Source organism: Paenibacillus sp. RS8 (genome assembly GCF_041956825.1).
GTDB lineage: Bacteria > Bacillota > Bacilli > Paenibacillales > Paenibacillaceae > Paenibacillus_AQ.
Genome location: NZ_CP168131.1, coordinates 5,997,457 through 6,011,217, shown reverse-complemented (window position 1 = coordinate 6,011,217; position 13,761 = coordinate 5,997,457). Strand labels below are relative to the sequence as shown.

15 protein-coding genes are annotated in these 13,761 nt (G+C 40.8%); 13 read left to right on the top strand and 2 right to left on the bottom strand.

All coding sequences use genetic code 11. The annotated features are described in order from the left end of the window. The first annotated feature begins 5 nt into the window (after positions 1-5). From ACDZ28_RS28310 to ACDZ28_RS28260, 11 genes are all read left to right on the top strand, one after another. Positions 6-1,034 (top strand): FecCD family ABC transporter permease, encoded by a 1,029-nt coding sequence (locus tag ACDZ28_RS28310; protein WP_375103379.1) that lies wholly within the window; start codon positions 6-8, stop codon positions 1,032-1,034. Further along, a complete protein-coding gene (locus tag ACDZ28_RS28305) occupies positions 1,027-2,028 on the top strand; it encodes an iron ABC transporter permease (protein ID WP_076120701.1) in 1,002 nt (333 codons plus the stop codon). Before ACDZ28_RS28310 ends, ACDZ28_RS28305 begins: the two co-directional genes overlap by 8 nt. 40 nt (positions 2,029-2,068) lie before the next feature. Beyond that, positions 2,069-3,130 carry an NAD(P)/FAD-dependent oxidoreductase gene (locus tag ACDZ28_RS28300; protein ID WP_339287322.1) on the top strand — a complete coding sequence of 354 codons (1,062 nt, stop codon included), beginning with the start codon at positions 2,069-2,071 and terminating at the stop codon, positions 3,128-3,130. Between the two features lie 20 nt (positions 3,131-3,150). Beyond that, on the top strand, positions 3,151-3,930 hold the full coding sequence (locus ACDZ28_RS28295) for an SDR family oxidoreductase (protein WP_375105430.1): 780 nt from the start codon (positions 3,151-3,153) through the stop codon (positions 3,928-3,930). A 181-nt stretch (positions 3,931-4,111) separates the two neighbouring features. Then, positions 4,112-4,588: a GNAT family N-acetyltransferase gene (locus ACDZ28_RS28290; RefSeq protein ID WP_076120698.1), complete on the top strand. Its 477-nt coding sequence runs from the start codon at positions 4,112-4,114 to the stop codon at positions 4,586-4,588. A gap of 134 nt (positions 4,589-4,722) precedes the next feature. After that, complete coding sequence (locus tag ACDZ28_RS28285; RefSeq protein WP_375103378.1) at positions 4,723-5,427, top strand: class I SAM-dependent methyltransferase; 705 nt, start codon at positions 4,723-4,725, stop codon at positions 5,425-5,427. Positions 5,428-5,446: 19 nt separating this feature from the next. After that, complete coding sequence (locus ACDZ28_RS28280; protein WP_076120696.1) at positions 5,447-6,196, top strand: DUF4184 family protein; 750 nt, start codon at positions 5,447-5,449, stop codon at positions 6,194-6,196. 1,061 nt (positions 6,197-7,257) lie between these two features. Further along, positions 7,258-8,496, top strand: a complete 1,239-nt coding sequence (locus ACDZ28_RS28275; RefSeq protein WP_375103377.1) for an ATP-binding protein — start codon at positions 7,258-7,260, stop codon at positions 8,494-8,496. A gap of 101 nt (positions 8,497-8,597) precedes the next feature. Beyond that, positions 8,598-9,260, top strand: coding sequence for a DUF421 domain-containing protein (locus ACDZ28_RS28270; RefSeq protein WP_076120694.1), 663 nt, complete (start codon positions 8,598-8,600; stop codon positions 9,258-9,260). 35 nt (positions 9,261-9,295) lie between these two features. After that, complete coding sequence (locus ACDZ28_RS28265; RefSeq protein WP_375103376.1) at positions 9,296-9,532, top strand: hypothetical protein; 237 nt, start codon at positions 9,296-9,298, stop codon at positions 9,530-9,532. A gap of 40 nt (positions 9,533-9,572) precedes the next feature. Continuing rightward, complete coding sequence (locus tag ACDZ28_RS28260) at positions 9,573-10,046, top strand: GNAT family N-acetyltransferase (RefSeq protein ID WP_375103375.1); 474 nt, start codon at positions 9,573-9,575, stop codon at positions 10,044-10,046. Between the two features lie 46 nt (positions 10,047-10,092). Here the strand turns inward: ACDZ28_RS28260 and ACDZ28_RS28255 are convergent, their stop codons facing one another. Beyond that, positions 10,093-11,502: an MDR family MFS transporter gene (locus ACDZ28_RS28255; RefSeq protein WP_042129206.1), complete on the bottom strand. Its 1,410-nt coding sequence runs from the start codon at positions 11,500-11,502 to the stop codon at positions 10,093-10,095. An 84-nt stretch (positions 11,503-11,586) separates the two neighbouring features. After that, positions 11,587-12,012: a MarR family winged helix-turn-helix transcriptional regulator gene (locus tag ACDZ28_RS28250; protein ID WP_375103374.1), complete on the bottom strand. Its 426-nt coding sequence runs from the start codon at positions 12,010-12,012 to the stop codon at positions 11,587-11,589. Between the two features lie 175 nt (positions 12,013-12,187). On the opposite strand from ACDZ28_RS28250, the gene ACDZ28_RS28245 reads away from it, so the two are divergent. After that, positions 12,188-12,709, top strand: a complete 522-nt coding sequence (locus tag ACDZ28_RS28245; RefSeq protein ID WP_076121156.1) for a CAP domain-containing protein — start codon at positions 12,188-12,190, stop codon at positions 12,707-12,709. A 146-nt stretch (positions 12,710-12,855) separates the two neighbouring features. Further along, entirely contained in the window at positions 12,856-13,731 is an 876-nt protein-coding gene (locus tag ACDZ28_RS28240; RefSeq protein WP_375103373.1) for an AraC family transcriptional regulator, read from the top strand. Positions 13,732-13,761: the final 30 nt, after the last annotated feature.

Genomic DNA, 13,761 nt, shown 5'->3' with positions numbered 1-13,761 from the left:
TGCCAATGAATAGGAGGCTCGGTGTAGACGTGAATGGTTCTTTCCTAAGCAAGCGAAAGCTCGCCGGCCTGGTTGTCGGCACGATTTTGCTTCTAATTAGTATGTTATGCAGTGTATTGTACGGTCTTCATCAATTCAGCTTGAAAGATCTATGGCTGGCTTACAGTCAATTCAATGGTTCCAATGAACATCTTATTCTGACGAGGGTTCGTGTTCCCCGAACACTGATTGCGGCACTGGTGGGGGCAAGTTTAGCAGTAGCCGGGGCGATTATGCAGGTTCTGACCAAAAATCCGCTGGCTTCGCCCTCTGTTTTCGGTGTAAATGCGGGCGCTGTGCTATTTATTGTCATCGGGCTACTCGTATTCGGTTCCTCGTTAACGATGAGCGGCATGGTCTGGCTTGCTTTTGCAGGTGCGGTCGCAACCTCGGTGGTCGTCTATACGCTTGGATTGCAAGGAGGCGGTTTCGAGCCGATAAAGCTGACCTTGGCCGGCGCTTGTATGGCAGCTTTCGCTTCCTCTATTACATCCGGCATTATTTTAATTAATAAGCAGTCGTTGGAATCCGCTCTATTCTGGATGATCGGCTCTGTAGAAGGAAGAAATCTGGAGCATTTACTGATGGTTCTACCTTATATGGCAATAGGAATGACGATCTCATTATTACTATCGGGCTCATTAAATATTATGGCGATTGGAGACGATAGCGCGAAGAGCTTGGGACAGCGTCTAACGCTGGTCCGCGTGCTTTCGGCTACGGCCATTGTACTATTGGCGGGAAGCTCGGTAGCAGCAGCTGGTCCGATTGCTTTCATAGGACTGATTGTCCCTCACTTATGCAGATACATCGTTGGGCATGATTTCAGATGGCTGCTTCCTTATACCGCATTAGTTGGGGCGATTCTTTTGGTGACTGCGGATTTAGCATCGCGCTTTATTCTGGAATCAAGAGAAGTTCCGGTTGGTGTCGCAACGGCGATTATCGGCGTTCCTTTTCTGATCCATGTGGCTAGGAGGAAACAGCATGCTTAAATCGCGTATAGCAAAGCATTCGTTCTTGTTGTTTTTAGGTTTAACTTGTCTCGTTGCCGCCTTGTCGCTCCTTAGTTTATCCGTTGGGGGAGTTAGCGTACCATTAAAAGAGGTACTTGCTTCTCTTACGGGGCGAAACGCAGAAGCCAGTAACCTGATCATTATGCAGTTCCGACTGCCTCGAATAGCAGCCGCAATACTCATTGGCGCAGCATTGGCTGTAGCAGGTGCGCTGTTACAGGGTGTCATTCGCAATCCGCTCGCTTCACCTGATCTTCTGGGTGTAACCGGGGGAGCGTCGGTAGCTGTGGTTGCCTTTATGACTTTCGTGACCGGCTACAGTATCCACTGGGTACCGTTCATTGCCATCGGCGGCGCGTTGGTTGCGACCACCATTAATTATGTATTTGCCTGGAAAAAAGGTGTGTCACCGTTTCGGCTGGTGCTGATCGGCATTGGCATTTCTACAGCAATGGGTGCGCTCACTACATTCCTGCTAATTAGCGGGCCGGCTTATTTGGCCGCTCAAGTGCTGAATTGGATGACGGGAAGCATCTACGGTACCAATTGGAGTTACATTGAAGTGCTGTGGCCGTGGGTAGCAGTATTCATTCCTTTATCGTTTCTGCTTGCAAAGGAATTAAATGTGCAATCCTTAGGTGAGGATGTCGCTATTGGGCTTGGAAGCAGGGTTCAGCTAAGCCGGATGATTCTCTTGTTTTATAGTGTTGCACTTGCCGGAGCTGCAGTTGGCGTAGCCGGGACGATATCGTTTATCGGATTGATGGCACCGCATATAGCCAGAATGCTTGTCGGAAATTCTTACAAGCTGATCATCCCGGTATCCGCGTTGATAGGTGCGATCATTCTACTGTTGGCGGATTTGGCAGGAAGAATGCTTTTTCAGCCGCTAGATGTTCCGGCCGGCGTATTCACAGCAGGCATTGGTGCTCCTTTTTTCATGTATCTGCTGTTTAAGCGCAAGAAGATCTAGATCCCCTTTCGTGGGGATTGAGAACAGAGGGAGGCAAAGAATGACTCGGGGATTGGAGCTTTTTGACGTAACCATTATCGGTGGAGGGCCGGCGGGCTTGTATGCTACCTTTTACAGCGGCATGCGCGACATGAAGACGAAGCTGATTGAGGCGAGAGAGGAGCTCGGAGGAAGGACGTTAATATATCCGGAAAAGATCGTCTGGGATGTCGGTGGCATGGGGCCTACTCGTGGCGCTCAACTTACAAAGCTCATGATTCAGCAAGCTCAAACCTTTGATCCGACCATTGTGCTAGGGCAACAAATTACAGGGTTGGAGAGATTGGTTGATGGCACGATACGCATAACGTCTGCAACCGGAGAACAGCATTGGAGCCGGACGCTGATCTTGGCCGTAGGTCATGGTGCGTTAAAGCTTGCTAAGCTTAGCCTGCCTGGAGCGGAGAATTACGAGAAGGAAAATCTCCATTATACCGTTACGGAATTGGCAAGCTTTCGCGGTAAAAAAGTGTTAATCTCCGGAGGCGGTGATTCAGCTGTTGATTGGGCTAATGAACTAGTGGGTATCGCTTCATCGGTTACGCTCGTGCACCGCCGGGACCGCTTCAGCGGTCTGGAGCGGAATGTGAGGCGGATGATGGCATCTGGTGTTCAAGTCCTCACGCCTTATTCCATTACGTGTTTATACGGGGATGGCACGCTCCTTGATGCTGTTTCGATTGCGCCATTAACTGAAGACGGGGAGTGGACGGATGAAACAGAACAGGAGCGTATCGAGGTGGACGCCGTCTTAATTAATCATGGGCTCAGCGGTAATCTCGGTCCGATGTTACATTGGGGGTTAGCGAGAACGGATTGGAATTTTAATGCGGATGAGAAGCTGGCAACCAATCTTCCGGGTGTATTTGTGGCTGGTGATATTGCAAATTACAGCAGTAAGCTGTATCTTATTGCTGGAGCTTTCACGGACGCGGCTTTAGCCGTGAATAGTGCTAAGATGTATATCGAGCCTGATGCGCCAACAAGAGTGCAGGTTTCCTCGCATAACGGCAAGTTTGATGAAAAGAACAGAGCGTTTGAACTTGTAGAGGAACGAAGCTGAAATGATCGGAGGTGTTATAGCTGAACTCATTAAAAAATAAAATAGCAATCGTTACTGGAGCAAGCAGATCCACAGGGATCGGTACAGCCATATGCCGTTCACTTGCAAGCCAGGGGGTGGATATTTTCTTTACGCATTGGCATCCCTTTGATGAAACAGAAGGGAATGGTGGAGAAAAAGAATGGCCGGATCAACTATGTGCAGAACTGAAAAGTTTGGGAGTCAGGGCAAGCCATATGGAAGCAGATTTTGCCAATCCTGAAATCTCGATAAAGATTATGGATCAGGTGGAAGAGTCATTAGGAAAGGCTTCGATTTTGATTAATAATGCGGCTTACTGTGTGCCGACGAATTATCAGAACCTGAATATCACTTCATTAGATCAACATTATGTAGTGAACAATCGAGGCACGGTTTTACTCAGCACTGAGTTTGCCAAGAGATTCGAAAAGAATCATCCAAAGGGGACTCCAGGTAGAATTATCTTTATGGTTTCAAAAGGCCCTGATCCTAATAACCTGGCGTATATACTGACAAAGGGTGCATTAATAGGGTTGATCGAACCTCTTTCGGTTGGTTTAGCCCCACTACATATCACAGTCAATGGTTTTGATCCGGGTCCTACGGATTCCGGCTGGATAACAGATGAGATGAAAGCTCATTTTTTGCCTATGTTTCCTATGGGGAGAATTGGGTTGCCAGAAGATGCAGCTAGAGGGATTAGTTTCTTAGCGAGTGATGATTCGCAATGGATTACGGGGCAAGTGATAAAATCTGAAGGTGGATTTCTAGGGAAATAAAAAGACATGCTTTACAATGGCAAATTTCCATAAGGTCTGAGATCAAATAAATACTTTAACTTGGCTGCCGATTAATGGGTAGCCTTTTTCGGCTAGTAGGCAGAATATCGCTACAATACATGGAAAATGATGATATAATATCCAAGCCTAATTATTCATTTAATGAAGGGGGAAGACCAGCATGATTACTCTCAGAAAGATTACACTAGAAAACCGACGTGCCATTTTTAACCTGGAAGTTTCAGATGATCAACGTCGCTTCGTTGCGTCCAATTTATCAAGTATGGCTTCGTGTTATGTCCTTGTAACCAATGGTGGTCATCCAATTCCGTTTGCGATTTACGCGGATGAAGAGCCGGTTGGTTTTGTGATGTTGACTTATGGGATCACTGGATATGAAGTTCCATCATTCGTGAACGATAGCTATTGTATCCTGCGACTAATGATTGATAAACGATACCAGAATCAGGGCTACGGTCGAGAAGCTATGACAAGAATTTTGGAATTTATCCGCACCTTACCAGCAGGCCCCGCACAATATTGCTGGATTTCTTACAAGGCTGATAACTTGCCCGCTAAAAGACTCTATGAAAGCTTCGGCTTCCGTGACAGCGGCGAAATTATTGAAGGCGAGCTAACGACCCTATTGCGACTTTGATTTTGAACCGGCGAATTATGTATTATAAGAAAACTACACCTGATATGAATATAAAAACAAGAAGTCAGGTAAATGAATTCATTGAACGGCTAGAGAAAATAAAAATGCTTGATGTAGAAAGCCCGAGGTGAGATATGGACAGAGTAGCGAATATTAGGGTGGAAGAGAAGAAATATCATGACTTGTGTTACGATCGTTATAATTTGTTCGAGCCAGGTTCATGGCTACATAAACCCGTACAATCGGTAATCGATCTTTTGGAAGATTACATCGATCAAGAATATTTAAGTGTATTAGATTTAGGATCCGGGATTGGCAGGAATAGTATACCCATAGCGGAATCTATGAAAAATAGAAACGGTAAGGTAGTTTGTGTTGATTTATTGGAGTCGGCCATTGATAAATTGCAGAGTTATAGTAAAAAGTTTGGGGTCGAGCCCTTTATTGTGACACGATTGTCAGACATTGAGCATTTCATTATCGATCAAGAGGAGTATGACATTATTTTAGCAGTTTCTTCCTTGGAACATGTAAGCTCGGAAAAGGCACTGGAAAAAAAACTTAATGAAATGATCTGCGGGACAAAAATAAATGGAGTTAATTGTATTATTATCGGATCGAACATACAAGAGGTAAACCTTGAAAATGGACAAGAACTAGATCCAATGTTTGAAGTGAATATCTCTACAGAAAGAATGATGGAATTATTAGTTGATCAGTACGCGGGATGGGAAGTTCAACAACGATTTGTAAAATCATTAGAATATAAAATTGATAGAAACGGACAGCCCGTAAAACTAACAACAGATTGTATAACCTTTGTGGCTAAAAAATTATAATTAACAATAGGAGATGGTTATGCCTTTTACTTTTGCTCATCCTATTTTTGGCCTTCCTTTTAAATATTTGAAACCAAAATACTTTAGTGCTACCGGCCTAATATTAGGAAGTATGTCGCCTGATTTTGAATATTTTATTATGCTTGAGCCTTATCAAAGTATAGGGCATTCTATAAAAGGATTAATATTGCAGGCGATTCCTCTTTGTGTGATCCTTGCAGTGATTTTCCATAGAATAGTTAAGGAGAGTTTAGTATTGCATCTTCCTTCATACTATAATATTGATCAACGAGCATACAATATCTTGAGCAAGCGGGGATTGAATTCTACAGGCTGGACAGCGTTTATCTTATCTGTGATTATCGGTTTTTTAACTCATGTGTTCATCGATGGATTTACACATTTCAATGGTTACTTTGTAGGTCAATATCCCCCACTAAGAGATCTAACGATTTTTAACTTCCCTCTTTATAAAATACTGCAGCATTCTTTTTCGTTATTCGGATTACTCATGTTAACCTGGATGATAATTAGTTCTTTGTATCGACACTATGAAACGGTAAAGACAATCCCAGAGGTATCTACGAAACAAAAGATTATTTTCTGGGCATTAGTAGTTGTTGTAGCGATAGCAGTAACCAGTATGAAGTTACTTTTTAGTTCGAGCAGGAATATAATTGGTATTCTTGTGGTTTCGCCTATTACAGGGGGATGCTTAGGAATATTGCTTGTATCGATCATAATAAGAGGTTTACAAAAGACAAAATAATCATAATTCGATTCGTTAAATAAATTACGAGTAAGAATATCATCGCATCATTAAAGCATCCATTGAATTTTTTTTGCAATAAAAGAATTTGTAAAATTTTGAGACTGCGGAGAAATGTGAAACAAATTCAATGGATGGTCCTATATTCAACTGCTGGCCATGGGGAGCTCTATTTTTTATTAAGCACACGCCTCTTTGGGATGTAGAACGGACCGAGTGGACCTTATATCCTCCGAAATGCATGTTTTAGTCGAGCTTACGGACAAATGTATGCGAAAAATCGAATACAATGTGCCGACAGTATCGTAACGAGCTAAATGTATGCGAAAAATCGAATACAATGTGCCGACAGTATCGTAAACGAGCCAAATGTATGCGAAAAACCGAATACAATGTGCCGCCGGTAACGTAAACGAACCAAATGTATGCGAAAAACCGAATACAATGTGCTGCCGGTAACGTAATGAGCTAAATGTATGCGAAAAACCGAATACAATGAGCCGCCGGTAACGTAACGAGCTAAATGTATGCGAAAAATCGAATACAATGAGCCGACAGTATCGTAACGAGCTAAATGTATGCGAAAAATCGAATACAATGTGTCGACAGTATCGTAAACGAGCTAAATGTATGCGAAAAATCGAATACAATGAGCCGCCGGTAACGTAACGAGCTAAAGGTATGCGAAAAACCGAATACAATGTGCCACCGGTAACGTAAACGAGCCAGCGCCCTGATTCATCCGGAATGGGCTTGTTATTAGGGAATAAGTGCAATGTGGTCCGTCCCTAATATATGTGCTTTTTTCATCGAAATAAAGGCTATACGGTTGGTAAGCAGAACCTCACACGGATACGAGTATGGAATTACGGATGTACTCAGCTTGTAACTTTACCTCTAAGGACGCCGTCAGGTGTTTTTTTTTTATTATTTTAAAAATGGTTGAGAAATACATAGTTAATAGGAGGAACTTTAACTTATAATATTACTTTAGCGTATTTTTCCAGCACGCTGTCCAATCCTTTATTTTAAGCAACACTAGCCTGAAAGGAAGTTATCCTTTGTTTGAGACTTTGCTTTTGAATTTCTTGTTTTTATTGTTTCCAATCTTAATGTTTCTAATTTTCTTTGAGAATCGAGCTTTTGCTTATAATAGTAAGATTCTAGTTCTATTGTCGGCAGTGACCATGTGTCTTTGTATTGCTAAACCGTTTAAACTCGATATTGGCTTTATTTTTGATTTGAGATATGTCCCATTTATTATTGTGGCTCTTTTTGGCGGGTACAAGAACGTTCTGCCGCTATATATCCTTTTAAATATCTATCGATTCTATGTGGGGGGAGAGGGGACGTTACAATCCTTTCTTTTTGCCACCTCAATCCTGATCCTGGTCCCACTATATAGTAAAAGGTTCTTAAAATTAGAGTCGAAAGGTCGCATCATCGCGGCAACGAGCATCTCTTTTCTGACGATGGGATTTTACCTAATTACATTAGGTTTAACACAGGGAAGTTTAAATAGGGAATTCTGGATTCTCACCTTAAATGCCTTTACGACGCATGCCGGGGTGATGAGTATCAATATGATTCTAATAGAAAAGATAATTACTAATATTAAGAATCGCGACCGAATTATGCATTCTGAAAGATTAAATGTCGTCAGCGAGCTAGCGGCTAGTGTATCACATGAAATAAGAAATCCACTTACAGTGACCAGCGGTTTTTTACAACTATTGAATAAATCTAATTCGATCACCCGAGAGGAAAAACAATACGTAGAACTATCTCTGCTAGAACTACAGAGGGCTGAAAAAATTGTGAGTGATTATCTCTCTTTTGCCAAGCCACAGTCCGAAAATATGGTTTATTCTAATATGAAGGCGGAGTCTGAATATACTAAAAATATCATCATGCCTTATGCCACTATGCACAAAGTAGAGGTCAAATTTAGTTTTAATAATTCGTTAAAAAAAAGCTATGATCGAAACCAAATACAGCAATGTTTAATTAATCTTTATAAAAACGGAATTGAAGCCATGAAAGAAAAAGAAGGCGGCACCCTGTTCATTGATATTTCGGAAAAAAAACAAAATATTATCATCAGTATTCGAGATACTGGCATTGGAATGACTAAGGAAGAAATATCACGTCTAGGTAAGCCGTATTATTCTACCAAAGCAGAAGGAACAGGACTGGGAATGCTAATGGTCTACAGTACCATTGATAAGGTAAAAGGAAATATTGAAGTCGATAGCGAAAAAGGCAAAGGAACAACGTTTCTTATCACTATCCCAACTTAATCGGACTGTTTATCCTTTATTAGGAAAGTGTAATACCTCTCATGAATGGATTTTGTGTAAAAAGGCTACGAGCCTGTATTAATCCATCAGGAGGTGCGGCTATGGAGGTTTTTATAACTATAGGTGTCAAACTGATCATCAGCTTCTTTGGTTTGTGGATTATTACCTTTATTACTGGCCGCAAGACGCTTAGCCAATTGACACCACTCGATTTCCTGTCATCATTGATTTTAAGTGAGATTGTAGGTAATACGATATACGATGATGAGGTGAAGATCTGGCAGCTGCTGTTTGCTCTATTCGTCTGGACCGCTTTGTCTTATTTGTTTGAAAAGGCGACTACCCATTTTGTGAAGTTCGGGAACATGGCGGAAGGTCGGACAGTGTTGCTAATCGACGATGGTAAAGTAAATCAGGATTTGATGGAGAAATATGATATCGAGTTTACCCAACTGCTGTTTATGCTGCGGCAGCAAAATATATTTTCTCTAAGTGAAGTAAAGTATGCATTGCTTGAAACGAACGGTTCTTTGTCGGTTATGCGCAAGTCTGAAGATGGGCAGCCGGAGCAGTCTTCTGATTTTTCCATTACAATTATAGATAAGGGCAGGCTACTGGAAGATTCCATGCGTGGCAGACCGATGAATAAGATACTGATCCACGAATGGATCGAGGAGCAAGGTTATAAACGCATTGAGGATATTGCTTATGCTGAATACAAGGAAGACGGGTCGCTCTATATCATACCTAAAAACAAACGATAAACCTTGTTGTTAATAATATTGTAACGGAGGTTATCATGCTTGTGTTAGTTACGGTAATGTTTCACGCAGGAGCATTATTAGATTTTATCCGACCTAGTGTGCTACAAACTCAACTTTTTGGCCTTCACACCACATTATTTGGAGCAGTTGTGATATTAGCCTATGAGGACGGTCGCGGGATAGGAATGTTTATTGGTATAATTGGACTTTTTACGGGCATTTCGGGCTCTTTTAGAGATTCCTCTAAATCGGGTGATAAAAAGAATATCTGATGGTCTTTATATTAGGAAATATTTGAAGGGGACAAATTTCATGGGAATTTCTTTATGTAAAGCAGGCGTAAGTGATGCAGAATTTATTCATCAAATGCAAGTCAAAGCCTTTATGCCATTGCTGGAGAAATATAAGGATTATGAAACGAGCCCAGCCAATGAGTCTGTAGAACAAATGAGAAACCGAATTAATCAGTCTTTTACAGATTATTATATGATTAAGAATTCTGATATTGCTGTGGGTGGGGTCCGAATCGTTAAAAAGGAGAATAGAACTTATCGTGTCAGCCCCATATTTATTATGCCAGAATACCAGGGAATGGGGATTGCCCAGCAGGTTTTTGCAATCATTGAACAGAGATATAGCGATGCAAAAAAGTGGGCCCTGGATAGTATTGAACAAGAGCAGAGGAACTGCTATTTATATGAAAAGGTAGGGTATAAACGAACGGAAGAAACAAAGGTAATAAACCATAAATTAACTTTAGTATTTTATGAGAAACTTATGGATTAAAAAAAGACAGCGGACATCTCATGTCCACTGTCTTTTTTGATTACAATTAGTAAACTCTAATACGCTTCACAAAAAACGATAAAATCAATCCAATACCTGCAATTGCTGCGATAAATAAGTAAGCATGTGTAATTCCAGCGGTTAAAATTTCAGGCTGTGCTGCTGTTGGATTTGTGTTTGCAAACCGCGTTTGTCCGCTAGACATTAGCGTAACAGCAAACGTTGTACCGAGGGCTCCTGCGATTTGCTGAAGTGTATTCATAACCGCAGCCCCATCCGGATAGTATTTTACAGGCAATTGATTTAAGCCATTGGTTTGAGCGGGCATTATGACCATGGCTAATCCGATAAACATTGCGCAGTGAATGAGAATAAAGGCTAGGCTACTAGTTTCAGTAGAGTTGCCTGTAAATAGAAAACCAGCAATTGTTGCAATGGAAAACCCAAGCGGCAGCAATAATTTCGGACCGAACTTATCAAATACTCTTCCAGTAACTGGAGCCATAGCTCCGTTAATCACACTGCCCGGAAGGAGTAGAACTCCTGCAGCTGTAGCTGATAACAATAAACCTCCTTTTAAATATAAGGGCAATAAAATGGCAGAGGATAAAATGATCATCATTCCTAAAAAGACCATCACCAGACCTATTGTAAACATTGGATATTTAAAAACTCGTAAATTCAGCATCGGCGTTTCTAACTTAAACTGCCTTAATACAAACAGGATTAAGCTGATGACACCAACGATAAGAGGCAGATAGACAATGATTTCACTTAAAGCATGATCAGCGATGTTGCTAAATCCAAATACGATGCCTCCAAATCCAAAAGTAGAAAGCAGGATGGATAAACTATCTATTTTTGGCTTAGTAATGTTGGCTACATTCTTGATAAAGGTTAATCCAAATCCAAATGTAAATAATAATAAAGGTAAGCTTATCCAAAAGATAAACGACCAACCCAAATGATCCACAATCAAACCGGATAAAGTTGGGCCGATGGCTGGTGCACACATAATCACTAGTCCCATCATCCCCATGACGGTTCCGCGTTTATGTGCAGGGAAAATAATTAAAATAATGTTCGTCATTAGGGGGAGTAATAAACCAGTTCCCAAGGCTTGCACTAAACGCGCAATTAATAACGAGGTGAAATTTGGGGAGAGGGCAGCAATTAATGTACCTACGATAGATAATAGCAAAGAAGCTGTGAATAATTGTCTAGTGGTAAACCACTGCATTAATAGGGCGGATATTGGAACGAGGATTCCCAATACAAGTAAATATCCGGTGGTTAGCCATTGAACCGTTGAGGCACTGATTGAGAACTCATCCATTAAGTTGGTAAAAGCCATATTTAAGGCGGTTTCACTAAATAGCCCGACGAATGCACCTAGCATAAGTGAGAAGGCCATAAGGGCGGGACGTTTAACTTGAACAGCTGCTGTTGATTCCATGATAGGAAGAAACCTCTTTTCAGAAATAGATTCATTTTTTATATAGAATAGATGATATGTCAACTATAGGACAGCGAAAATCATTTATGCATCTCTTACATTATTCTGTACACGCGTTAATAAAGTTTTTAGTGTTGAATATTCCGCAGGAGATAATCCTGTTGCAATAATTTCGTTTAATTGGATAGTCACCTCATTTATCTTAGTTTCTAATTGTCTACCTTCGTCTGTTACAAAAACATTTACCGAACGACGATCTTGCGTACTTGTTACTTTATGAATGTAACCCTTGTTCTCTAAGCTAGCGATCATTCGGGCAACACTGGCTTTGTCCTTCCCAAGTTTATAAGCAATCTCGTTCTGAGATAAACCTTCTTTCTCCAGCAGCAAAGCCATAAGTAAATGTTGTTCAGGAGCAAGTCGAACAGGGGCAAGCAATCTGGTCAAATAATTGGCTATTTCTAAATGCAAATCTCGAATAGCTAAACCAAGCGGGTCTTTGGAATCCATATGATCTCTCCTAATTCAAATATAGATGATATATCAACGTTATGGTTTTGTTTATATTAACATAAAGTATCTAATACATGTCAAGTAAATTTATAGTAGTATTATAGACTTAAGTACAAGCGTGAAAACCTCTTCCACAATATATTGTTATAAATACATTGCTGGAGGGGAAATTATGAGAAAAAGAATATCATCAATAAGAAGAGTGAAAAGTTCTATTTCTAAAGGGTCAACAGTGAAACGTACTTCGAGTAAAACAACGAAAAGAGTAGGGCAGTCAAGAATTCATATCAGACAAGCCAATGCATTCGAACTTCAAGTCTTTCGATTAGTTAACGAAGAACGGACGAGTAGAGGAATTGCTGCATTAACTCTTAATTCTCGGCTCACCGATCTTGCAGTTTTGAAATCAAGAGATATGAGGGATAATAATTATTTTAGTCATACTTCTCCAACATACGGTACTCCTTCTCAGATGTTAGATCGATTTGGAGTGGCTTGGCGTGCATATGGAGAAAATATTGCGGAGGGACAAGCAACACCTGAAGCAGTAATGAGATCGTGGATGAATAGTGCTGGTCATAGAGCAAATATTTTAGATCCTCGCTTTACGGATATTGGGGTTGGTTATGTAGGGGGAACAGCTACTAGCCAATATCAACATTATTGGACACAATTGTTTATCCAGAAACCATAAGGATTGTTCTGAGAATCCGCTCTTTAATGAAATGCGCCTCGAACGGTGTTCTACTTTAGAGGTGAAGTTCAATTACAGGGTGGGTTCTTTTATGTGTAGGACCTTAGTAAAACTCTTTTTTGCGATTTCTAGAACTAAATAATACAATGATTAAAGTGGGTTACTCCAAGACGATACATATGGGGGATTTTATGAATCTAAGTAATCTTTTTTTTCACATTCTGTATTGTAATTATAGATACTTCAATGACCCCAAGAGAAATTGGAGCAAGCTTGTCAGAACCCTTCAGCATCATGAACTTCTCTTAGTGACTGGAGGGAAGGGCAGCTTTATGATCGAACACAAAAGGTATTCGTTTAAAGCGGGTATGTTATTCTACATTTCTCCAGGGGTTAGGCATTCAATAGAGATCGATGCTGAAGATCCCTTATGCTTTCTGTCCGTTCATTTCAACTATGCGAAGGTGAGCATGAACGAAGAGGAATGGGGAATTAATGGTCATGTAGGAACGCTCCATCTTCAACCGGTAAATGAATTGAAGGATTATTATCAAGTAGAAGATATCTTCGGAACAATGATTCAAAGCTGGAATACCAAGCTGCCTGGATATGAATTTGTAGCGAAGACTTTGTTACAGCAGCTTATCATCGCGATTGCTCAAAATACACAAAAGCAAAGTCAAAATTATTCCACTTCCTTAAAGGTGGAAAAAATCATTAACTATATGCATCAAAAGCTCAATCATAAAGTGAGCTTGAGTGAATTGTCAGAATTAGTACAGCTGTCACCTGCTTATTTGTCGAGAGCGTTCAAAGAAATCACAGGTTATTCGATCATAGAGTTCTTTAATAAAATGAAAATTGATAAAGCGAAAGAGCTGATTCTCGAAGGAGACATGAAAATCAAAGAGGTTGCGCAAACCCTTGGTTTTACGGATGAATTTTATTTCAGCAGAATTTTCAAAAGAATGACAGGCATCAGCCCCTCGGAATTTCACAGCAAAAATGTCCATGGAGTTTAGAATAATGCATGGTATATAGCCAATCTGACT